This window comes from Allobosea lupini, assembly GCF_900109525.1.
GTDB lineage: Bacteria > Pseudomonadota > Alphaproteobacteria > Rhizobiales > Beijerinckiaceae > Allobosea > Allobosea lupini.
The window spans coordinates 426,325-446,801 of sequence record NZ_FOAN01000001.1 but is presented as its reverse complement, the minus strand read 5'-3'; the positions used below and the strand labels follow the sequence as shown (position 1 = coordinate 446,801).

Here is a 20,477-nt window from a genome sequence, read left to right as displayed (position 1 = left end):
GTCGCGACGGTCCCTTCGTGGAGCGCCGCGCCTCATTCGTTCGGTGGATGCGGTGACGTCATCCGCCTGCAAAGCTGAGCTGGCTGGATCTTGTGCAGCCGATGCGAGCAGTTCGACAAGAACTGTCAAGCGGTCGGCAAGTGTGTATGGTATAGCGAGCTGGATCGTAAGCGTGGCATCACGCTCTCCTTGCGTGATGCCTCTAAAGGAAGGGGCGCCGTCATGGCCGGAGATTCGGGGCAGAAATTCATTCGCCGCAATAGGCCACCGCGGGTCCACATTACCTATGAGGATCCCTACAATGCCGACCAGAAGGTCGAGCTGCCCTTCGTGATGGGGGTTCTCGCCGATCTGTCGGGCAATGCTTCGGCGGTCGAGAAGCCCGACGTTGGCGACCGCAAGTTCCTCGACATCGACATGGACAATTTCGATCAGCGCATGGCCGCGATCGAACCGGGCGCGGCCTTTACCGTGCCGAACAAGCTCGGGGACGGGAGCGACAAGCTGTCCGTGTCGCTGAAGTTCAAGAAATACGAGGACTTCAACCCGGCTGCGATCGCCCGCCAGATTCCGGCGACGGCCAAGCTGCTGGAGGCACGCGAGCAGCTCGCCAACCTCCTGCGCTACATGGATGGCAAGGTCGCGGCCAGCGACCAGCTCAAGGCCCTTCTGGCTGATCCGCAATTGATGGCGGCGCTGAAGGACAAGCTCGGCGAAAAGCCGGCTGGTGACGACAAGCAGGACAGCAACGGGTAAGCGAGGCGGCTATGGCGGAAGCACAGATCCAACAACCCGGCGCGGCAGCTGCTGAAACGCAAGGCGCCGACGACTTCTCGGCACTGCTGAAGCAGAGCTTCAAGCCGAAGACCGAACGAGCGGCCAGCGAGGTCGAGAACGCGGTCGCGACCCTGGTCAACCAGGCTCTCGCCGACTCGACGCTGATCAAGGGCGACGTACTCGACACGATCGAGGAGATGATCGCCCGGCTCGACGCCAAGCTCAGCGAGCAGATGAACGAGGTGCTGCACGCACCGGAATTCCAGAAGCTCGAAAGCGCCTGGCGCGGCCTGAACTACCTCGTCTTCAACTCCGAGACCGACTCGCAGCTGAAGATCAAGGTGATGAACGTCGGCAAGACCGAGCTCTACCGTAACCTCAAGACCTATCCCGGCGCCCGCTGGGACCAGAGCCCGCTGTTCAAGCAGCTCTACGAGCAGGAGTTCGGTCAGCTCGGCGGCCAGCCCTTCGGCGCGCTCGTCGGCGACTATCACTTCAGTCACGCCCCCACGGACGTGCAGTTGCTGCGCGATCTGTCCAAGATCGCGGCCGCCGCCCATGCGCCATTCTTCACCGGCGCCGACCCGAACCTGATGGGCATGGACTCCTGGACGGAGCTCTCGAACCCGCGCGATCTCGGCAAGGTCTTCGATACGCCCGATTATGCGGCCTGGAAGGGTCTGCGCGACGCGGCCGACTCCCGCTATGTCGGCTTGTGCCTGCCGCGGGTGCTGGCGCGGGTTCCCTACGGGGCCAAGTCGGAGCCGGTCGAGGAGTTCGCCTTCGAGGAAGACACCGACGGCCACAAGGGCGAGAAATACGCCTGGATGAACGCCGCCTACGCCATGGCGGTGAACATCAACCGGGCCTTCAAGGAGTATGGCTGGTGCACCCGCATCCGCGGCGTCCAGTCGGGCGGCGAGGTTCTCAACCTGCCGACCCATACTTTCCCGACCGATGACGGCGGCGTCGACCTGAAGTGCCCGACCGAAATCGCGATCAGCGACCGCCGCGAGGCAGAACTGGCCAAGTCCGGCCTGATCCCGCTGATCCATCGCAAGAACACGGACAAGGCGGCCTTCATCGGCGCGCAGTCGCTCTACAAGCCCAAGACCTTCTTCGGGCCCGACGGCGTCGCGGCGACGGCCTCCGACAACCTGTCTTCGCGACTTCCCTATATGTTCGCCGTGTCGCGCTTCGCGCATTACCTGAAGTGCATGGTGCGCGACAAGATCGGCTCCTACAAGGAGCGCGAACCCCTGCGTCGCTGGCTGCAGGAGTGGATCACCGAATATGTCGACGGCGATCCGCTGAACTCCAGCGAGGAGACGAAGGCGCGCAAGCCCCTGTCCGATGCGCGCATCGACGTCTTCGAGGACGAGGAGAACCCGGGCTATTATTCGGCCAAGTTCTACCTCCGGCCGCACTTCCAGCTCGAGGGCATGGATATCGGTTTGAGCCTCGTCTCGCGCCTGCCGGCGCCTAAGACCTGAGACCCAGGCGGGCCCTTAGGCGCGCCGGCCCCCAGGACAACAGTCGACCCTGCGCTCGCGGCGCAGGGAGAGTAGCGACGCATGGGGGGAGCTCTCCAGGCGACGCGAGTTCTATGCCTAAATCACCTCAATCAGCCAACAATTGGAGAGCACCATGGCTAGCGACTTCCATCTGGAGATCGACGGTATCAAGGGCGAAAGCCAGGACGCCAAGCACAAGGACACGATCGAGATCGAATCCTTCTCCTGGGGCGTCAGCAATTCCGGCACGCACGCCGCTGGGCATGGCGGCGGCGCCGGCAAGGCGAGCTATCAGGACCTGCACTGCACGGCCAACGTCAACAAGGCCTCGGCGACCCTGATGCTGAAGTGCTCGACCGGCGAGCACATCAAGAAGGCCGTGCTGCACGTCCGCAAGCAGGGCAAGGGCCAGCAGGAGTTCTACACGGTCACGCTCGAGGACCTGCTCGTGTCGAGCTACCAGTCGGGCGACTCGACCGGCGGCAACCCGGTCCCGACCGATCAGTTCTCGCTGAACTTCGCCAAGATCAAGTTCGAATACAAGCCGCAGAACAAGGACGGCTCGCTGGGTTCGGCGATCACCGGTACCTACGACCTCAAGAAGAACCAAGAGTAATACGCCATTCCAGCCGGGTCCGCTCGGGCGGGCCCGGCTGGAGGGCAGCTTCCGGTGTCTCGCCTCGACCGGCGTCGCCGATCCTGTCACGTTCCGCACGGACTCCCCGCGATTGCGGCAGCAATCACCGGGAGTCCGTCGTATTGAGCAGCTTCGTTCGGGATGACCCAGATGCTCGACCCCAAGGCGAAGAACCGGTTGCGGCCGCCGTTGATGTTCGCCTTCCGCGAGGCGCATCGCGCCAAGGACGCGAAGGTCCAGCTCGACCTGCGCGACGCCGGTGGCGAGCGCGTGGTGGCTGGGCGCCGCGCTGCGCCGCGGACCGCGATCACCGAGAGCAAACTGCGCCAGGAGATCGCGCTCGACCTCGAAGCCCTGGTCAACACGATCAATTTCGCTTCCTCGACCGATCTGTCGCGCTTCGAGCATGTCCGCCGCTCCGTGCTCAACTGCGGCTTCCCGGACGTGCAGAACAAGTCGATCGACGAGCACCGGGTCGGCGCGATCAAGGACGAGCTCGCGCAGGTGCTGCTCGCCTACGAGCCGCGGCTGATGAAGCAGTCGATCGTGGTCGAGCGCGACGAGGGGCTCGACAAGGCCGAGCTCAAGATCCGCTTCATCGTGCGGGCAGATCTCAATTGCGAGCCGCTGAATATTCCGGTGCAATTCGTCGCCGATGTCGAACTCGACACCGGCAAGATCGCGATCAAGAACCGGTAGCGTGGAATGAACCAGGAATTCCTCGACTTCTACAATCGCGAGCTCAGGCTCTTCACCGAGCATACGAAGGAGTTCGCCGAGGAATACCCCGGCATCGCCGAGCGGCTCGGCGGTCTCGTCGGCGAGCGCATGGACCCGATGGTCGGCGGCCTGCTGGAGGGGGCGGCCTTCCTTGCCGCGCGGGTCCAGCTCAAGCTCAAGCACGAATTCCCCGAGTTCACCAACAATCTGCTCGAGCAGCTGATCCCGAACTATCTGGCGCCGACGCCGTCGGCTCTGCTCGCCGGGATCGCGCCCACCTACGGCGACCCGGCCCTGCGCGAGGGGGTCGAGGTGCCGCGTGGCTCCTATCTCGACGCAACCTATGTCGAGCGCGACCGACGCGTCGCCTGCCGCTACCGGCTGAGCTCGCCCGTCACGATCTGGCCGTTCGAGGTCGCCTCGGCCGAATACATCGCCGCGCCGGGGCGGCTGCAGGCGCTTGGGCTCCCGGCCGACGGCCGGGTGCTCTCGGGACTGCGCCTGTCGCTGACCCATCGCATCGCCAGCGACCCGGCCGAGGAACCGTCGCCGGAGCAGGCGAGCAAGCTGCCGAACAGCTGGTTTGCCGGCTGCAAGACGCGCGAGCTCACAGTGCACCTGCTCGGCACGGAAGCCGATGCGATCGCCCTCTATGAGCAGATCTTCGCCGACCGCCTCGGCCTCTATTTCCGCTATCTCGACGAGTTCGGCGATCCCGTGGTGCTGTTGGGGGCGGAGTGCGCGCTGGAGCAGATCGGCTTCGATGAGGACGAGGCGCTGCTGCCGGCCGATACGCGGGTCTTCCGCGGCTTCGACCTGCTGCGCGAGCAGTTCTGGTTCCCGCGCAAATTCCTCGGCTTCAAGCTGAGCGGTCTCGACAAGGTGATGTCCCGGCTCAAGGCCAAGACGGTCGACATCATCTTCGTCTTCGACGAGGTCAACACGCGCCTGCCGGCAGCGGTCCAGCGCGAGATTTTCGCGCTCTATGCCGCCCCCGCGGTGAACCTGTTCGAGAAGACGACCGACCGCATCCCGGTGCGCCGGAACGAGCACGAATATCACGTCGTGCCCGATCGCAGCCGCATGCTCGACTACGAGCCGCACTCGATCCTCGACGTCTACGCGCACTATAGCGGCGGCCGCGACAAGCAGCCGGTCCACCCGCTCTATTCCTCACCCGAAGGCGCTTCGCCGACCCACGGCCTGCTCTACACGCAGCGGCGTCTGCCGCGCCGGCGTTCCTCGGCGGAGCGCCGCGAGGGGCGGGCGTCCGACTATACCGGCACCGAGATGTTCATCTCCCTCTACGAGCCGGCGACGGTTTCCGATGCCGCAGCCGTGGCCGAGCTCAGCATCCGGGCTCTCTGCTCCAACCGCCATTTGACCGAGCATCTGCCGACCGGCGTCGGCGGCGCCGATTTCCGCCTGATCGACAATGTCGTGCTCGACGTGACCTCCCTCGCCGGTCCAACCCCGCCGCGCGAGCCGATCGTCTCGCAGCTTCGGCTGCGCTCGGAGACGGCGAGCACCGGCGTCGTCACCTGGCGGCTGATCAATCTGCTCAGCCTCAACCATCTCGGCCTGGTTCAGCGTGGCGCCGGCGAGAACGCCGAGGCGCTGCGCGAGATGCTCTCGCTCTTCGCCGACCTCGCCGACAGCGCCACGGAGCGCCGCATCCGCGGCATCAAGAGTGTCGACAGCCGCCCGGTGATCCGGCGCTTCCCGCAGCGGGCCGGAACAGGCGCCGCGCGCGGGCTCGAGATCACAGTCCTCTTCGACGAAAAGGCGTTCGAGGGCAGCGGCGTCTTCCTGCTGGGGGCGATCCTCGACCGCTTCTTCGCCGAATACGCGGCGATGAACCATTTCACGCAGACCGTGATCCGCACCGTCGAGCGCGGCGAGGTCATGCGCTTCCCGCCGCGCGCCGGCACGAGGCGTATCCTGTGAACGAGCGCGCGCCAGCCCTGCCGCCACCGGCCGCGCTCGACGATCTGCGCGTCGAGCCGCCCTTCGTCGAAGGGTTGCGGGCCGAACCCTGGCGGCATGATTTCTATGCGGCGCTGCGCCGGATCGAACGCAGCTTCCCGGAGCGCGAGCGCATCGGTGACGTCGCCGCCAGGCGGGACGAATACGTCGCGCTCGGCGAACAGCCCTATATGGACTTTCCGGCCTCGACCATCGCCGAGGCCGATCGCGACCTGCAGGGCCGGCTGCGACTCTTCGTCAAGTTCCTCGGCCTGCTCGGCCCGCAAGGTGCGCTGCCGCTGGCGACGACCGAGGAGAGCTATCACTGGCAGCTCGTTCGCGACGACGCCTTCCCGCGCTTCCTCGACATCTTCAACAACCGGTTCCTGCAGCTCTTCTACCGGGCCTGGGCGGATTCGCGGCCTGTCGCGCAGCATGACCGGCCCGACAAGGACCGCTTCATCGCCTATGTCGGCAGCATGACGGGCCTGGGCTCGCAGCCCTATCAGAACCGTGACAGCGTCCCCGATCCCGAAAAGCTCGCCCATGCCGGTCTCACCGGCGCGCAGGCCAAGTCGGCTTCGCGCCTGCGCAGCCTGCTCGCCGGGCTCTTCGACATCGAGGTCGAGGTCGAGCAATTCGTCGGCATGCGGCTGGTCTTCGACCCCGAGGACAGGACCAAGCTCGGCCGCGGCCAATGCGCCTTGGGCAGCAATGTCCTGCTCGGCGCCAGCGTCTACAGCGTCGAGGACAAGTTCCGGGTCAAGCTGGTCGCCCGCGACCTCGAGCAGTTCAACCGCTTCCTGCCGAATGGCGATCGCTGCGAGCCTCTGGCCGACGCGGTGTTCTTCTATCTCGGCGAGCAGTTCGAATGGGATGTCGAGCTCGCTTTGCCGGTCGGCAAGGTCCAGCCAATGCAGCTCGGCCGCTCCGGCGCGCTCGGCTGGTCGAGCTGGATCTCGCCGAACTGGAACGTCCCGGACGGCAGCCTGCGCCGCGATGCCCGTTTCCACCCGGCCGAACGCATGCGCCAGAAGCGCAGCCGGCAAAGCCAGAACTTGACCAAGCAAGCTTCCACCAAGCCAGCTTCATTGAAACAAACCTGATTCAAAAAGACAGACGATAGGGGACCGCCATGGCCGACATCAGTCTCGAAGCCGTCACCGGCAAACTCAACCGCGTCGGCTATGAAGCCTTCATCCAGGCCTTGCGCCAGGCCAAGGGAGCCGGCAACCGCAATGTCGAGCTGGCGCACTGGCTCGCCCAGATCCTGCAGCGGCGCTCCACCGATATCGGGCTGACCGCGCAGCATTACGGCCTCGACATGGCTCGGCTGGCCACCGATATCGGCGGCGTCATCGAGGGTTTCCGCAAGAACGAAACGGAGATGCCCGGCGTCGCGAACAACGTCGTCGACGTGCTCGACCGCGGCTGGCATTACGCCACGCTGTTCTTCGGCGAGACCCAGATCCGGAGCGGCCATGTCCTGGTCGCGGCGCTGAAGTCGCTCGAGCTCAAGCGGGCGCTGACCGGCATCTCCAAGGAGTTCGGCAAGATCCCGGTCGAGGAGCTCGCCGCCGGGTACGCCAAGATCTGGAAGGACTCCGAAGAGGAGAACCTGCGGCCGATGGACGGCTCGGGGCTGCGCGCCGCCGGCACGCCGGGCGCAGAGCAGGCGGATGGCGCCAAGGGCACCACCGCGCTCGACCGCTTCTCGCAGGACCTGACCGAGAAGGCGCGCTCAGGCACGATGGACCCGATCCTCGGGCGCGACGACGAGATCCGCCAGGTCATCGACGTGCTGATGCGCCGGCGCCAGAACAACCCGATCCTCACCGGCGAGGCCGGCGTCGGCAAGACCGCGATCGCCGAAGGCTTCGCCCAGCGCATCGTCGCCGGCGACGTGCCGCCGCCCTTGCGCGGGGTCAAGGTCTGCGCCCTCGACATCGGCCTGATGCAGGCCGGCGCCTCGATGAAGGGCGAGTTCGAGCAGCGCCTGCGATCGGTCATCGACGAGGTCCAGTCTTCGCCGACGCCGGTGATCCTGTTCATCGACGAGGCGCATACGCTGATCGGCGCAGGCGGAGCTGCCGGCACCGGCGACGCCGCCAATCTGCTGAAGCCCGCGCTGGCCCGTGGCACGCTGCGCACCATCGCCGCGACGACCTGGTCCGAGTATCGCCAGTATTTCGAGAAGGATCCGGCACTGACCCGGCGCTTCCAGCCGGTCCAGGTCGACGAGCCGGACGTCGTGCGCTGCTGCACGATGCTGCGTGGCCTGATCGGGCCGATGGAAAAGCACCACAAGGTCCGCATCTCCGACGCCGCCATCGTCGCAGCCGTGCAGCTCTCCTCGCGTTACATCCCGGCACGGCAGCTCCCCGACAAGGCGGTGAGCCTGCTCGATACGGCCTGCGCTCGCGTCGCGATCAGCCAGACTGCAACCCCGGCGGCGATCGAGGATGCCCGCGTCGCCATTACCGCGCTGGAGAAGGAGAAGATCGCGCTGATCGCCGACAAGGATCTCGGCGACGCCACCGATGAGCGCCTCGGCAAGATCGAGGAAGAGAGCGCTGCGCTGACGGCGAAGCTGGAGGCGCTCGAAGCCGACTGGGCTTCCGAGCTCGCCCTCGTCGAGGAGATCACGCTGCTGCGCGGCAAGCTCGGCGAGAAACCGGCCGCTGAGGCTGTTCCTGCTGGTGGCGAGGCATCTGCCGACGCCGCGCCCGCCGAAGCGCCGGCCGATCCCGAGGCCACGCGCGCCAGCCTGCGCGAGAAGTTCGATGCGCTCGGCGCGATCGATCCGGCGGGCCGGATGATCTATGCCCATGTCGACGAGCAGTCGGTCGCCTCCGTCGTCTCCGACTGGACCGGCATCCCCGTCGGCCGCATGGTCAAGGACGAGATCGAGACCGTGCTCAACCTCGCCGCGACGCTGAACAAGCGCGTGGTCGGGCAGGGGCATGGCATCGCCATGATCGCCAAGCGCATCGAGACCAATCGCGCCAAGCTCGACAATCCGAACAAGCCGATCGGCGTGTTCATGCTCTGCGGCCCCTCCGGCGTCGGCAAGACCGAGACAGCGCTGGCGCTGGCTGAATCGCTCTATGGCGGCGAGCAGAACGTCATCACCATCAACATGAGCGAGTTCCAGGAGGCTCACACCGTCTCCACGCTGAAGGGGGCGCCTCCCGGCTATGTCGGCTATGGCGAGGGCGGACGCCTCACCGAGGCCGTGCGCCGCAAGCCCTATTCGGTCGTGCTGCTCGACGAGGTCGAGAAGGCCCATCCCGACGTGCACGAGCTGTTCTTTCAGGTCTTCGACAAGGGCACGATGGAGGACGGTACCGGAAGGCGCATCGACTTCAAGAACACGCTGATCATCCTGACCTCGAATGTCGGCACCGACGAGATCATGCGCATGGCCGGCGACGAGGCGAGCCGTCCGGATTCCGAGGAGCTCGCGGTCGCGCTGCGGCCGGCACTGCTCAAGGTCTTCCCGCCGGCGCTGATCGGCCGTCTGGTGACGATTCCGTATTACCCGCTCTCCGGCGAGATGCTCGGCGGGATCGTGCGCCTCCAGCTCGGGCGCATCGGCAAGCGCCTGCGCGACAATCACAACGCCGCCTTCACCTATGACGACGCGGTGGTCGAGCACATCGTCGCCCAGTGCAACGACCCGGATTCGGGCGGGCGCATGATCGACAACATCATCACCAACTCGATGCTGCCGGCGCTCTCGCGCAGCATCCTCAACCTGCAATTGGAGAAGAAGCCGCTGACCGAGGCGAAGGTCACGGTGGAGGATGGCGCTTTCCACTACGCCTGCAATTGAAGTGGTGGTCCCAGCGTCATTGCGACGGCGACGAAGCAATTCACGAGTGGCGGGCTCTACGTCCCCTGGATTGCTTCGTCGCTACGCTCCTCGGAATGACGGAACGGGGCCAGCAGCAAGACAAGCATCGCCGCCGATCTCTGTTTGAGATATACTTGCGCGGCGGGTTCGACGTGGAAACAGAGACGTGCAACCGGTTCGCCTGAAGCGACGGCCCGACGAGGCCGCCAGCACCACCTCTCTCCAGCCGGAGAGCGAGACAGCGCGGCGTCCACGTAGCGGCGGCGGACGGTCAGGGGCGGGACGCGGCAGCGTGCTGCCCTGGATGCTGGCTGTCCTGGCGATCGTCGCTGCCGGCGTCACCGGCTATCTGCTCTATGAGGAGAAGAGCCGCGTCGCGGCACTCCAGCAGGAGCAGGCCATCCTGCAGAGCAGCTATGACGAGAAGCTCAAGGCGCTGCAGCGTCGCCTCGTCAGCGCCATCGTCGCATCCGGCAATTCGCCCGGCCTGCCGTCGCAGCCGGGCCAGCCCGCTGCGTCCGGCAAGGCGGGCGACCAGCTCGCCGACCTGATCACGCGTCAGATCGAGCTCGAGGCCCGCCAGGCCCTGCTCGGCGCGCTGACCGGCCAGGCAGTCGGGCCGATCCTGCCGCAGGGCGGCGCCAAGGCGCAGGGCGGCAATCAGTTCGCCGATGGCCAGAATGTACTGGATCGCGTCAATCCCGCCATACTGGCGCAACAGCGCAGGCAGGTCGCGGCAGCGGTCAAGGCAGCTGAGACGATGTCGCTCGACCAGCGCATCGCCATACTCGGCCAATCGCTCGACCGGGTGCAGAACGGCCAGAACCAGCAGCTTCCGGCGCTCGGGCGCCAGCTCGTCGGCCGTGTGCAGGAAGTGAAGGCAGCGCTGTCCGAGATCGGGCTCGATCCTGCCAAGGTCAAGCTGCCGCCGGGCCAGCCGGGCATGGGCGGCCCGCTCATACCGATGACGGTGAAGCCCGGTACCTTCGAGCATGCGCTGATGCAGCTCGGCGAAGCGCGCGCAGTTTTCGGGCGCTGGCGTGACCTTGCGACCATCGTCCCATTCCAGCGCCCGGTCCCGACCGACGACACCACCACCAGCAATTTTGGCCCGCGCTCCGATCCGTTCACCGGCGGCACCGCGATGCATGCCGGCATGGACTTTCGAGGCGAGACCGGCACGCCGGTGCACGCTGCCGGGGCAGGTAAGGTGCTGCGTGCAGAGGTTGCCGGCGGCTACGGCAACCTCGTCGAACTCGATCACGGCAATGGCGTGACGACGCGCTACGGCCATCTTTCGGCCTTCGACGTCAAGGCCGGCCAGATCGTCGCCGCAGGCCAGGTCATCGGCCGCGTCGGCTCGACCGGCCGCTCGACCGGCCCGCATCTTCACTATGAGACGCGGCTCTCGGACGAGGCGCGCAATCCCCTCAAATTCATCCAGATTGGCGACAAGCTGACGGTCGGGCCGAGCGGCCTGCGCTGAGTGGGCGCGAGGTGCCGTCCGGCGCCTAGAGCATTTCCGGCGAACGCGGGTTCGCCTCCAATGCTCCATCTCTCTGTTTTCACGCAACTCCTGACGCAAAACCGCTGCGCACTGTTGCTGGAATTGCTCTAGCCGGCGCCGGCGAAGAAGGAGACGAGCCGCTCGCTCAGTTCGGCCGGGCGCTCTTCAGGAACATAGTGCCCGCTATGGCTGGCGATCCAGCCTTGTGGATTTGCCGCGACCCGCTGCATCGTCGCGAGGGCTGCGCCGCGATAACCGTGCTCGGCGCCGATCGCCAGGACCGGGAGCATCAGTTTGCGCGAGCCGAAATCCAGGTTGTCCTGAAGGTCATGCGACAACAGGGTTCTGTAGTAGGCGAACATGCTCCGCAGGCAGCCGGGGGCTGCTGCTGCTGCGGCATAGACCGCGATGTCCGCCTCGGCGATGGCCGTGCGGTCCCACAGCCCGACCTTGTCGCGATGCAGCATATGGCGGATGAACATGTGCTCGCGGCCGGCGACCAGGGCTTCGGCGATGTCGCCGGCGGCGTTGAAGCCGAAATGCCAGCTCCCGCCCTGCGCGATGTTCATGGCGTTCTCCTGGCCGAAGCCGGGCAGGCCCGACTCGATGAACACCAGGCCCTTCGCCCGCTCCGGCCATTGCGCCACGAACGGATAGGCCACCTGTCCGCCCATGTCGTGACCGACCACCCAGCACGACGGAATGGCGAGGCTGTCGAGCAGTTCGAGCAGGTCGCGTGCGACGCTCTTCTTGTCATAGCCGTCGGGCGGCTTCGAGCTGTGGCCGAAGCCACGCAGATCCACCGCGATCGCCCGGTATCCGGCCTTTGCTAGCAGCGGCGCAACGTGCCGCCAGGCATAAGACGTCTGGGGCCAGCCATGCAGGAGCAGGACCGGCTCGGCATCCCGGGATCCGAATTCCTTCAGATGAAGCCGGACCCCGCTGGGCAGGAACGCCGCAGCAGGACGGACCTCGTTCTCATCACCAGCAATCATCGACGCTCTCGCTTCCACGTCGATAGCGCTCCGGCGAGACCAGCTGCAAGTGAGAGCTCAGGTGTCCCGATCTGACCTTGCTGTCAGGTTGCGCTTGAACCGACCTCCCGCCACGCGCTTCCGGTGTCGTAGAAGAAGCGCTCTTCGGCGATGCGGTCGCCCCGCCAGCGCTGGAAAGCCAGCTCTTCGAGCCGGCGCGTCACGCCTGTCTTGTCGGTCGCGTCGAAAATCCAGCGGACGACGACATGGTCGCCGTCGACCAGCACTGCGGCGGGGGGATGCGTGTGCATCTTCTCGAGCCGCTCCAGCGCGCGCGCCTCGTGCGCCATCAGCGCCTCGCGGCCGCGGCGCGGTTCGTTGGCGTTCTCCTGCATGGTCGCGTCGTCAGTGTAAAAATCGCGAATGGCGCCGACATGATCGCCGCTCACGACGGCGGCGACAAAGGCATCGACTCTCGCACGGTCAGGCATAGCCATCTCCATCTCGTCAGGCCGAGATGATGGAGAATAGCTCCGTCCGCGATGGAGCGTGTCAGCATCAGCTCCGGTGCTTGGGCGCTCCGGGCTTGGTCGGAACTTGCGGCGCGACCGGATCGCTGGCGGGAAAGGTGTCCTTCAGCGCCTTGTCGAGTTCCTTCTCGGCCGAGCCACCCGCCTTCTTCGCGTCATTGCGCTGTTCGCGCTGCTCCTTGCGCAAGCTCTCGACCGCGTGGTTTGCCGAATTCGCCATGATAGTCCCCCTGTAGTGTCGCAGGACCAGCCTGCATGTCCCGTCAACGCAGGTGCTTGAGCGAAAGTTCCTGTGGCAACGGCTCAGGCGCGCTTGCGAGCAGGCTACGGAGTCGGTGGATCGGGAAGGATTTTCTCCTTCTTCCTCGAAATAAGAAAATTCACGCTATCTGATGTAAATTGATTGATAGGCTTTCAAGTTATATGTGGATTGTTCGATTTACAGAACATCCCACTGACTGACGACATGGCAGGTCGTGGCGGGCGAGGGCGGCATCGTGCCGGCCGCGTCGGCCTTGTCTGCGCAGAGCAAGTACATGGTCGAGTTGCAGGAACAGGCCGAAAACCTCAATGCTGCGTTCGGAACGTCGGATGCAGCCGAGCGCCTCGCAGGATTGGTGCGGAACACTGGTGGGCGCCTCGTCTTCACCACCAGCTTCGGCCTCGAGGATCAGGTCGTCACCCATCTGATCGCAACCCAGAACCTGCCGATCGAGATCGTCACGCTCGATACCGGCCGGCTCTTCGGTGAGGTTCATGCGCTCTGGGCGCAGACCGAGGCGCGCTACGGCATCACGATCATGCCGTTCTATCCGCGTCACGACGCGGTCGAGGCCTTCGTACTCGGCCACGGCATCAACGGCTTCTACAATTCGATCGAGGCCCGCAAGGCCTGCTGCAATGTCCGCAAGGTCGAGCCGCTCGGCCGGGCGCTCGCCGGAGCCGCCGCCTGGATCACCGGCCTGCGCGCCGACCAGTCGGCCGCACGCGGTGGCGTCGCGCTCGCCGAGGCCGACCGGGAGCGCAGCCTCATCAAGTTCAATCCCCTGCTCGATTGGTCGCGCGACCAGGCGCTGGCCTTCGCCCGCAAGCACGATGTTCCGCTCAACCCGCTGCATGAGAAGGGTTTCCTCTCGATTGGCTGCCAGCCCTGCACCCGCGCCATCCAGCCGGGCGAGCCGGAGCGGGCGGGGCGCTGGTGGTGGGAAGAGGAAGCCGCCAAGGAGTGCGGCCTGCATGTCGGCCCGGACGGCCGGTTGGTGCGGTCCAAGCCGGCCGCGGAGGTTTTGGCGTGATCCAGCTCAGTCATCTGCAGAAGCTCGAAGCCGAGGCGATCTTCATCATCCGCGAGGTCGCCGCGACCTGCGAAAAGCCGGTGCTGCTCTATTCGATCGGCAAGGATTCGGCGGTCCTGCTGCATCTTGCCATGAAGGCCTTCTATCCCGGCAAGCCGCCATTCCCGCTGCTCCATGTCGACACGACCTGGAAGTTCCGGGACATGATCGCCTTCCGTGACCAGACCGCGAGCCGGCTCGGGCTCGACCTGATCGTGCACATCAACGAGGAGGGCCGGAGGGCCGGCGTGAACCCGTTCGCCTCGGGGTCGCGCCTGCACACCGATGTGATGAAGACGCAAGGGCTGAAGCAGGCGCTCGACAAATACGGCTTCGACGCGGCCTTCGGTGGCGCCCGTCGCGACGAGGAGAAGAGCCGGGCCAAGGAGCGGGTGTTCTCGCTGCGCTCGGCCCAGCATCGGTGGGATCCGAAGAACCAGCGGCCCGAGCCCTGGCGGCTGTTCAACACCCGCAAGGCCCAGGGCGAGAGCTTCCGCGTCTTCCCGCTCTCCAATTGGACCGAGAAGGACGTCTGGGACTACATCGCGCTCGAGAACATCCCGGTCGTGCCGCTCTATTTCGCCGCGCCGCGCCCGGTCGTGCGCCGCAACGGCGCCTGGATCATGCGCGACGACGAGCGCATGGAGCTGCTGCCCGGCGAAAAGCTCGAGACCCGCATGGTCCGCTTCCGCACGCTCGGCTGCTACCCGCTGACCGGCGCGGTCGAGAGCGAAGCGGCGAACCTTACCGACATCATCGCCGAGATGCGTGCGTCACGTTCCTCCGAGCGGGAAGGGCGCGTCATCGACCATGACGGCTCCGGCTCGATGGAGCAGAAGAAGCAGGAAGGCTATTTCTGATGGCGGCGCTCGCGAAGTTGAAGGGCCAGCCCGCTCCGGCTGGTCAGCCGCACCCCGCCAACGACCAGAGCCAGAGAACCGAGGGCAGCGCGCGGGCCTTGCTGCGCTTCATCACCTGCGGCTCGGTCGACGACGGCAAGTCGACTCTGATCGGCCGGATTCTCTATGAGGCCGGCGCGGTCTTCGACGACCAGCTCACTGCGCTCGACTCAGATTCCCGCAAGTTCGGCACGCAGGGCGCGGCGCCGGACTTCGCTCTGCTGGTCGATGGGCTCTCGGCCGAGCGCGAGCAGGGCATCACCATCGATGTCGCCTATCGCTATTTCTCGACCGACCAGCGCAGCTTCATCGTCGCCGACACGCCCGGTCACGAGCAGTACACCCGCAATATGGCGACCGGCGCCTCGACCGCGGACCTCGCCATCATCCTGATCGACGCCCGCAAGGGCCTGCTGCCGCAGACGCGCCGGCACTCCTTCATCGTTTCGCTGGTCGGCGTCCGCCATGTGGTCGTCGCCGTCAACAAGATGGACCTGGTCGGCTATGACGAGGCGGTCTTCCGCCAGATCGAGCAGGACTATCGCAAGGCCGTCGCGGGCTTAGGCTTCGCCAGCATCGACTTCGTCCCGGTCTCGGCTCGAGACGGCGAGAACGTCACGGGTCTTTCCAAGCTGACGCCCTGGTATCGCGGCCCGGCGCTGCTGCCCCTGCTCGAATCCGTCGTGGTCGTCGCTGAGGCGGAAGTCGAAACCGGCTTCGCTTTGCCGGTGCAATGGGTCAACCGTCCCGATCTCGACTTCCGCGGCTTCGCCGGCACGGTCGCGCGCGGGCGCCTGCGCGTGGGCGATGCGGTCGCGGCGCTGCCGTCGGGCCGTCGCAGCACGATCGCCCGCATCCTCGCGCCGTCCGGCGACGTCTCGCAGGCGAGCGCCGGCCAGTCGGTGACGGTCACGCTTGCGGACGAGATCGACGTCTCGCGCGGCGACGTCATTGCCTCGGTCGCTCACGCTCCGGTGGTGAAGCAGGAATTACAGGCGCGCCTGCTCTGGACCGGCGAGGCGGCGTTGCGCGAAGGCGGCGAGTTCATCGTGAAGCTCGCCACTGCGAGCGCCAACGCGCAGATCGTGCGCCTGCACCACAGCGTCGATATCGAAAGCTATGCCGAGGCACCGGCCGACAGCCTGGCGATGAACGGCATCGGCCTGGCGACGCTGACGCTCGACCGGCAGCTCGCAGTGCTCGACTACACGCATAGCCGCGAGCTCGGTGGCTTCATTCTGATCGACAGGCTCAGCAACCAGACGGTCGCCTTCGGCTTTGTCGAGACCCATAAAGCTCAGGACAAGGCTCGTTCGATCACTGAGGCTGGTGCGGTCAGCCGCGCGGTCCTGCGTCTCGTCGGCGGGCGCGGTGCGCAGGAACGACGCGCTTGGTTCGAGGCCGCGAGCTGGCGCCTGGCAAGCGGATTGTTCGTCTTCGCCGTCGTGGCGCTGTCGACGGGGCAGTGGGGTCTCGCGGCCGTGCTTGCACTCGGCGATATCGCGCTGCGGCCGCTGCTGAAGGGCCTGCATGCGAGGCTGTGGGCAAAGCAGGCACCGCCTTCGCTCTATGACGGGGCGGGCATCTGAACCGCGTATCCCGAAGAGCGCCGGACGGCCTTCTGCCGGCCCGGCGTTGCGCAAGCGGTGATCAGGCCGCCTGGGAATAGGTCGTGCCAGCGGAAGCTTTCGCTCCGAGCTGGTAGGTCTGGCCATAAGCTTCCGACGCGCCGCTGATCTCCGCCGGCAATGGTGGCGGAGGCGGCCGCTGCGAGGCGCGTTCTTCCATCTGCTTCTTGAAGTCGGCCATCTCCTCCTTGGAGACCTGGCCGTCCTTGTCCGCATCCATCGCGGCGAAGAGGCGGCTTAGCAGGCCGTTCGAGCTGTCTCCGTCGGGAGCGACCACCTTCAGGAATTCGTCCTTGGCGACGCTGCCGTCTGAATCGGCATCGAGCTTGGCGAAGTAGTTCTTGTCCTCGCCATCCTTGGCGTCGGTCTCGGCCGTCGTCTTGGCGTTGGCCGTATCCGACTGGAGCATCAGCAGGAGGGCCTGCGTCTGCTGGTCGGCCTTCTCCGCCTTCGCCTTGAAGGCGTCCGATTCCGCCTTGCTGACCGAACCGTCCTGGTCGGTGTCCATCGCCTTGAACAGTTTCTCTGTCTTGGCGTTGTCGGCGCCTTTCGGCGCGCCGGCGGAGAATTCGGCGAGGTTGAGCACCCCGTCGCTATTGCTGTCGAGCTTGTCGAAACTCGGCGGCTCTCCTGGCGGTGGCGGGCGAAAGCCCCCAGCGCCGCTGATACTCGTCATGCGATACTCCTGACGATTCACCGCCCGGATCAGGCGGCGCCGTCGAGTATCGTGGCTAATTCTTGGTAAATTCCTAGCGCGTCTTACACTGCGCCGGAGCGACGGCTCAGCCCGGCAGCACCGCTGTCGCCTCGATCTCGACCATCGCCTCCGGCTCGACCAGAGCGGGAACGGAGACCACCGCCATGGCGGGGAAATGCCGGCCGAGATTGGCGCGATAGGCCGGGCCGAGCTCGGCCAGGCTGTTGCGATAGGCCTCGATGTCGGTGACGTACCAGGTCAGGCGCACGATATCCTCGACCTTGCCGCCGCCGGCTTCGACCACGGCCTTGATGTTGGCGAGCGTCTGGCCGACCTGGGCGACGAAGCCCTTGGCGAAGACGCCCTGGACGTCCCAGCCGACGAGACCGCCGGTCACCAGAACCTTGCCTTCGGCGACCATGCCGTTGGCATAGCCGCGCGGCTGCGGCCAGCCTTCGGGCAGGACCGCGCGGGCGCGGCGCGAAGCGGAATCGGATGGCGAGGTGCCGCTGGTCATGGGCGTGGTCTTTCTCGAGCAATAGTCAGGAAGCCGAAGCTTCCAGGCGCGCGATCTCGCGCAGGGCGAAGCGCTGCAGCTTCCCGGTAGAGGTCTTCGGCAGGGTTGTCACGAAGGCGATGGCCCTTGGGTATTTGTAGGGCGCGATCGTCGCCTTGACATGCTCCTGCAGCGCCTTGGCCAGCGCTGCATCGCCAGTGAAGCCCTCGCGCAGCAGCACATAGGCCTTCACGATCTGGCCGCGCTCGGGGCAGGGCGCTCCGACGACGCCGCATTCGGCCACCGCCACATGCGTCAGCAGGGACGCCTCGACCTCCGGCCCGGCGATGTTGTAGCCGGCCGAGATGATCATGTCGTCGGAGCGCGCCTGATACCAGAAATAGCCGTCGCCATCGCGCAGATAGGTGTCGCCGGTGACGTTCCAGCCATCGAGGATGTATTTGGCCTGTCGCGGATCAGCGAGGTAGCGGCAGCCGGTCGGGCCGCGCACGGCGAGGCGCCCGGGCGTGCCGTCCGGCACCTCCTTGCCGTCCTCGTCAACGACCTTCGCCTCGTAGCCGGGCACCGGGAGGCCGGTCGAGCCCGGCCGGATCTTGCCACGCGGCGCGCCGATGAAGATGTGCAGCATCTCGGTGGCACCGATCCCGTCCATCAATGGCAGCCCGGTCGCCTCCTGCCAGGCGTCGAAGGTCGCCTTCGGCAGCGTTTCGCCGGCCGAGACGCAGATGCGCAGTGAAGAGAGGTCGCGCTCGGCGAGTTTGCCGAGCATGGCGCGATAGGCAGTGGGAGCGGTGAAGCAGACCGTCGCACGATGGCGCTCGATCGCTTCGGCGAGATCGGGCGGTGCCACCTTGGCCGGCAGGATGCAGGCGGCGCCGATGCGCAAGGGAAAGAGCACGATTCCGCCAAGCCCGAAGGTGAAGGCGAGCGGCGGCGAGCCGATGAAGCGGTCGTCAGGTGCAGCCTGCAGCACGCGCGCGCCATAGGCGTCGCAGATCGCCAACAGGTCGCGCTGGAAATGCATCGTGCCCTTGGGTTCGCCGGTGGTGCCCGAGGTGAAGGCGATCAGGCAGACATCGTCTTGCGCCGTGTCAGCCGGCTCGAAACTCTCGTAGCCGGCTTTGTCCATCAGGGCTTCTAGCTCGCCATCGCCCCATGTGACGATGGTCGAGAGTTCTGCTGCAAGCTGTTGGGCAGCCTTGAGTTCATCGACCAGCGTCGCATCGCACAGCGCCAGCCCGATCCTTGCCTTGCGGATCGGATAGGCGAGCTCGCCGGCACGCAGCATCGGCATGGTCGCGACCACCACGCCGCCGGCCTTGAGCACCGCGAAATAGGTCGCGACCATCATCGGCGTGTTGGCGGCGCGCAGCAGTACCCGGTTGCCCGGCACCATGCCGAGATCGCGGGTCAGCACATTGGCGATGCGGTTCACGATTTCGGCGAGCGCCCGATAGCTCCAGGTCTCGCTCGGGCCGATCACCGCGTCGCGTTCGCCGCGCCCCTCGGCGACATGGCGATCGACGAACTCGGTGACGACGTTGAGCCGTTCCGGATAGCTCAGCCCGGCGGCTGCGAGGTCGAGGCGCGGCCAGCTTTCACGCGGCGGCAGGTTGTCCCGCGCGAAAGAGTCCACATGTCCCGACCGCATGAGATCTGCGGTACCCATCTCGTTCCCCTGGTCTATTTTTTGAGCGTGGTCTTGTCGGAAAACCGGTTCCCACTTTTGCGGACCATGCTCGCGCCTACTTCAGCAGGTCGCGTGCGATCACGACCTTCTGCACCTCGCTGGCGCCCTCGTAGATTCTGAGCGCCCTGATCTCGCGATAGAGTTCCTCGACCTTGACGCCGCGGGTGACCCCGAGCCCGCCATGGATCTGCACGGCGCGGTCGATCACCTTCTGAGCGTTCTCGGTCGCGACCAGCTTGGCGAGCGCCGCCTCGCGGGTGACGCGAGGCGCGCCCCGATCCTTGGTCCAGGCGGCGCGGTAGACGAGGAGGGCGGCGGCATCGACCTCGGTCGCGCTGTCGGCGATCGCGGCCTGCGAGAGCTGGAGGTCGCCGAGCGTCCCGCCGAAGAGCTTGCGGTTCTTGGCATGGGAAACCGTTTCGTGCAGCGCCCGCCGCGCGAAGCCGAGCGCCGCGGCGCCGACCGTCGATCGGAAGATATCGAGCGTCGCCATGGCGACCTTGAAGCCGTCGCCAGGACCGCCGATGCGGTTCGCGGCGGGGATGCGGCAGCCATCGTAGCGTAAGGTCGCGAGCGGATGCGGCGCGATCACGTCGATGCGCTCGGCGATGGAAAGCCCAGGCGTATCGGCCTCGACCAGATAGGCCGAGAGGCCGCGCGCGCCGGGCGCCTCGCCGGAGCGGGCGAAGACGACGTAATGATCGGCGATGCCGCCATTCGAGATCCAGGTCTTCTCGCCGTCGATCCGGACATGGGTATTGCCGTCCGGCGTCGCCGTTGTCGCCAGGGCGGCGACGTCGGAGCCGGCTTCCTTCTCGGAGAGGGCGAAGGCCGCGATCCTCTCGCCGCGCGCCACCGCCGGCAGGATGCGCGCCTTCATCTCGGGCGAACCGGCGACGCTGATCGAGCCGGTCCCCAGCCCCTGCATGGCGAAGGCGAAATCGGCGAGCCCGTCGCGGGCGGCGAGGATTTCGCGGGCGAGGCAGAGCGTGCGTACGTCGAGCGCGGCATGCAGTCCGCCGTATTCGGCCGGTACGGCGGCCCTCAGGAAACCAGCCTCGCCCAGCGCTTTCACCCGGGCCCGGCAGGCTTCGTCGACATCGTCATGCGGCAGGCCCGGCAGGGTGGCGTCGGCCCAGGCGGAGAGCCGCCCGGCGAAGTCGCGGTGATGCGCCTCGAAGAAGGGCCAGTCGAGCGTGTCGCCGAAGATTCCTGTGCCGAGCGCAGCCATC

At 66.3% G+C, this 20,477-nt stretch carries 18 protein-coding genes; 11 read left to right on the top strand and 7 right to left on the bottom strand.

All coding sequences use genetic code 11. From position 1 onward, the window contains the following. Positions 1 to 222: 222 nt before the first annotated feature. The 8 genes from tssB (at position 223) to BMZ21_RS02155 (ending at position 10,955) form a co-directional block, all read left to right on the top strand. On the top strand, positions 223 to 756 hold the full coding sequence (gene tssB, locus BMZ21_RS02195; protein ID WP_091829333.1) for a type VI secretion system contractile sheath small subunit: 534 nt from the start codon (positions 223 to 225) through the stop codon (positions 754 to 756). 11 nt (positions 757 to 767) lie between these two features. Beyond that, positions 768 to 2,270: a type VI secretion system contractile sheath large subunit gene (gene tssC / locus BMZ21_RS02190; RefSeq protein ID WP_091829331.1), complete on the top strand. Its 1,503-nt coding sequence runs from the start codon at positions 768 to 770 to the stop codon at positions 2,268 to 2,270. A 154-nt stretch (positions 2,271 to 2,424) separates the two neighbouring features. Next, entirely contained in the window at positions 2,425 to 2,907 is a 483-nt protein-coding gene (locus BMZ21_RS02185) for an Hcp family type VI secretion system effector (protein ID WP_091829329.1), read from the top strand. A gap of 162 nt (positions 2,908 to 3,069) precedes the next feature. Then, a complete protein-coding gene (locus tag BMZ21_RS02180; protein ID WP_244543656.1) occupies positions 3,070 to 3,627 on the top strand; it encodes a type VI secretion system baseplate subunit TssE in 558 nt (185 codons plus the stop codon). A 6-nt stretch (positions 3,628 to 3,633) separates the two neighbouring features. Then, complete coding sequence (tssF, locus tag BMZ21_RS02175; protein ID WP_091829327.1) at positions 3,634 to 5,595, top strand: type VI secretion system baseplate subunit TssF; 1,962 nt, start codon at positions 3,634 to 3,636, stop codon at positions 5,593 to 5,595. Next, positions 5,592 to 6,719 (top strand): type VI secretion system baseplate subunit TssG, encoded by a 1,128-nt coding sequence (tssG, locus tag BMZ21_RS02170; RefSeq protein WP_342029017.1) that lies wholly within the window; start codon positions 5,592 to 5,594, stop codon positions 6,717 to 6,719. The genes tssF and tssG overlap by 4 nt, the downstream gene beginning before the upstream one ends. 29 nt (positions 6,720 to 6,748) lie before the next feature. Then, on the top strand, positions 6,749 to 9,448 hold the full coding sequence (tssH, locus tag BMZ21_RS02165; protein WP_091829325.1) for a type VI secretion system ATPase TssH: 2,700 nt from the start codon (positions 6,749 to 6,751) through the stop codon (positions 9,446 to 9,448). A 187-nt stretch (positions 9,449 to 9,635) separates the two neighbouring features. Next, positions 9,636 to 10,955 carry a M23 family metallopeptidase gene (locus BMZ21_RS02155; RefSeq protein ID WP_143079633.1) on the top strand — a complete coding sequence of 440 codons (1,320 nt, stop codon included), beginning with the start codon at positions 9,636 to 9,638 and terminating at the stop codon, positions 10,953 to 10,955. A 128-nt stretch (positions 10,956 to 11,083) separates the two neighbouring features. Here the strand turns inward: BMZ21_RS02155 and BMZ21_RS02150 are convergent, their stop codons facing one another. The 3 genes from BMZ21_RS02150 to BMZ21_RS02140 all read right to left on the bottom strand — a co-directional run bounded on the left by BMZ21_RS02150 (position 11,084) and on the right by BMZ21_RS02140 (position 12,700). Beyond that, entirely contained in the window at positions 11,084 to 11,971 is an 888-nt protein-coding gene (locus BMZ21_RS02150; RefSeq protein ID WP_091829319.1) for an alpha/beta fold hydrolase, read from the bottom strand. An 83-nt stretch (positions 11,972 to 12,054) separates the two neighbouring features. Next, positions 12,055 to 12,441, bottom strand: coding sequence for a nuclear transport factor 2 family protein (locus BMZ21_RS02145; protein WP_091829317.1), 387 nt, complete (start codon positions 12,439 to 12,441; stop codon positions 12,055 to 12,057). Between the two features lie 67 nt (positions 12,442 to 12,508). After that, positions 12,509 to 12,700, bottom strand: a complete 192-nt coding sequence (locus BMZ21_RS02140; protein WP_091829315.1) for a hypothetical protein — start codon at positions 12,698 to 12,700, stop codon at positions 12,509 to 12,511. A gap of 256 nt (positions 12,701 to 12,956) precedes the next feature. On the opposite strand from BMZ21_RS02140, the gene BMZ21_RS02135 reads away from it, so the two are divergent. Genes BMZ21_RS02135 through cysN form a run of 3 tightly spaced genes read left to right on the top strand, consistent with a single transcriptional unit; the run spans position 12,957 to position 16,302 of the window. Further along, positions 12,957 to 13,775, top strand: coding sequence for a phosphoadenylyl-sulfate reductase (locus tag BMZ21_RS02135; RefSeq protein WP_244543655.1), 819 nt, complete (start codon positions 12,957 to 12,959; stop codon positions 13,773 to 13,775). Then, entirely contained in the window at positions 13,772 to 14,674 is a 903-nt protein-coding gene (cysD, locus tag BMZ21_RS02130) for a sulfate adenylyltransferase subunit CysD (RefSeq protein ID WP_091829311.1), read from the top strand. The genes BMZ21_RS02135 and cysD overlap by 4 nt, the downstream gene beginning before the upstream one ends. Further along, positions 14,674 to 16,302 carry a sulfate adenylyltransferase subunit CysN gene (cysN, locus tag BMZ21_RS02125; protein ID WP_091829309.1) on the top strand — a complete coding sequence of 543 codons (1,629 nt, stop codon included), beginning with the start codon at positions 14,674 to 14,676 and terminating at the stop codon, positions 16,300 to 16,302. The genes cysD and cysN overlap by 1 nt, the downstream gene beginning before the upstream one ends. 61 nt (positions 16,303 to 16,363) lie before the next feature. Here the strand turns inward: cysN and BMZ21_RS02120 are convergent, their stop codons facing one another. The 4 genes from BMZ21_RS02120 to BMZ21_RS02105 all read right to left on the bottom strand — a co-directional run bounded on the left by BMZ21_RS02120 (position 16,364) and on the right by BMZ21_RS02105 (position 20,476). Further along, positions 16,364 to 17,017 (bottom strand): EF-hand domain-containing protein, encoded by a 654-nt coding sequence (locus BMZ21_RS02120; protein ID WP_091829307.1) that lies wholly within the window; start codon positions 17,015 to 17,017, stop codon positions 16,364 to 16,366. A gap of 106 nt (positions 17,018 to 17,123) precedes the next feature. Then, on the bottom strand, positions 17,124 to 17,555 hold the full coding sequence (locus tag BMZ21_RS02115) for a RidA family protein (RefSeq protein WP_091829305.1): 432 nt from the start codon (positions 17,553 to 17,555) through the stop codon (positions 17,124 to 17,126). Between the two features lie 25 nt (positions 17,556 to 17,580). Then, positions 17,581 to 19,224, bottom strand: coding sequence for an AMP-binding protein (locus BMZ21_RS02110; RefSeq protein WP_091829303.1), 1,644 nt, complete (start codon positions 19,222 to 19,224; stop codon positions 17,581 to 17,583). Between the two features lie 76 nt (positions 19,225 to 19,300). After that, positions 19,301 to 20,476 carry an acyl-CoA dehydrogenase family protein gene (locus BMZ21_RS02105; RefSeq protein ID WP_091829302.1) on the bottom strand — a complete coding sequence of 392 codons (1,176 nt, stop codon included), beginning with the start codon at positions 20,474 to 20,476 and terminating at the stop codon, positions 19,301 to 19,303. Position 20,477: the final 1 nt, after the last annotated feature.

What these genes read in the sequence shown, in the direction of transcription:
- tssB (WP_091829333.1), top strand. Translation starts at nt 223, where the DNA reads ATGGCCGGAGATTCGGGGCAGAAATTCATTCGCCGCAATAGGCCACCG.
- tssC (WP_091829331.1), top strand. Translation starts at nt 768, where the DNA reads ATGGCGGAAGCACAGATCCAACAACCCGGCGCGGCAGCTGCTGAAACG.
- BMZ21_RS02185 (WP_091829329.1), top strand. Translation starts at nt 2,425, where the DNA reads ATGGCTAGCGACTTCCATCTGGAGATCGACGGTATCAAGGGCGAAAGC.
- BMZ21_RS02180 (WP_244543656.1), top strand. Translation starts at nt 3,070, where the DNA reads ATGACCCAGATGCTCGACCCCAAGGCGAAGAACCGGTTGCGGCCGCCG.
- tssF (WP_091829327.1), top strand. Translation starts at nt 3,634, where the DNA reads ATGAACCAGGAATTCCTCGACTTCTACAATCGCGAGCTCAGGCTCTTC.
- tssH (WP_091829325.1), top strand. Translation starts at nt 6,749, where the DNA reads ATGGCCGACATCAGTCTCGAAGCCGTCACCGGCAAACTCAACCGCGTC.
- BMZ21_RS02150 (WP_091829319.1), bottom strand. Translation starts at nt 11,971, where the DNA reads ATGATTGCTGGTGATGAGAACGAGGTCCGTCCTGCTGCGGCGTTCCTG.
- BMZ21_RS02145 (WP_091829317.1), bottom strand. Translation starts at nt 12,441, where the DNA reads ATGCCTGACCGTGCGAGAGTCGATGCCTTTGTCGCCGCCGTCGTGAGC.
- BMZ21_RS02140 (WP_091829315.1), bottom strand. Translation starts at nt 12,700, where the DNA reads ATGGCGAATTCGGCAAACCACGCGGTCGAGAGCTTGCGCAAGGAGCAG.
- cysN (WP_091829309.1), top strand. Translation starts at nt 14,674, where the DNA reads ATGGCGGCGCTCGCGAAGTTGAAGGGCCAGCCCGCTCCGGCTGGTCAG.
- BMZ21_RS02120 (WP_091829307.1), bottom strand. Translation starts at nt 17,017, where the DNA reads ATGACGAGTATCAGCGGCGCTGGGGGCTTTCGCCCGCCACCGCCAGGA.
- BMZ21_RS02115 (WP_091829305.1), bottom strand. Translation starts at nt 17,555, where the DNA reads ATGACCAGCGGCACCTCGCCATCCGATTCCGCTTCGCGCCGCGCCCGC.
- BMZ21_RS02110 (WP_091829303.1), bottom strand. Translation starts at nt 19,224, where the DNA reads ATGGGTACCGCAGATCTCATGCGGTCGGGACATGTGGACTCTTTCGCG.
- BMZ21_RS02105 (WP_091829302.1), bottom strand. Translation starts at nt 20,476, where the DNA reads ATGGCTGCGCTCGGCACAGGAATCTTCGGCGACACGCTCGACTGGCCC.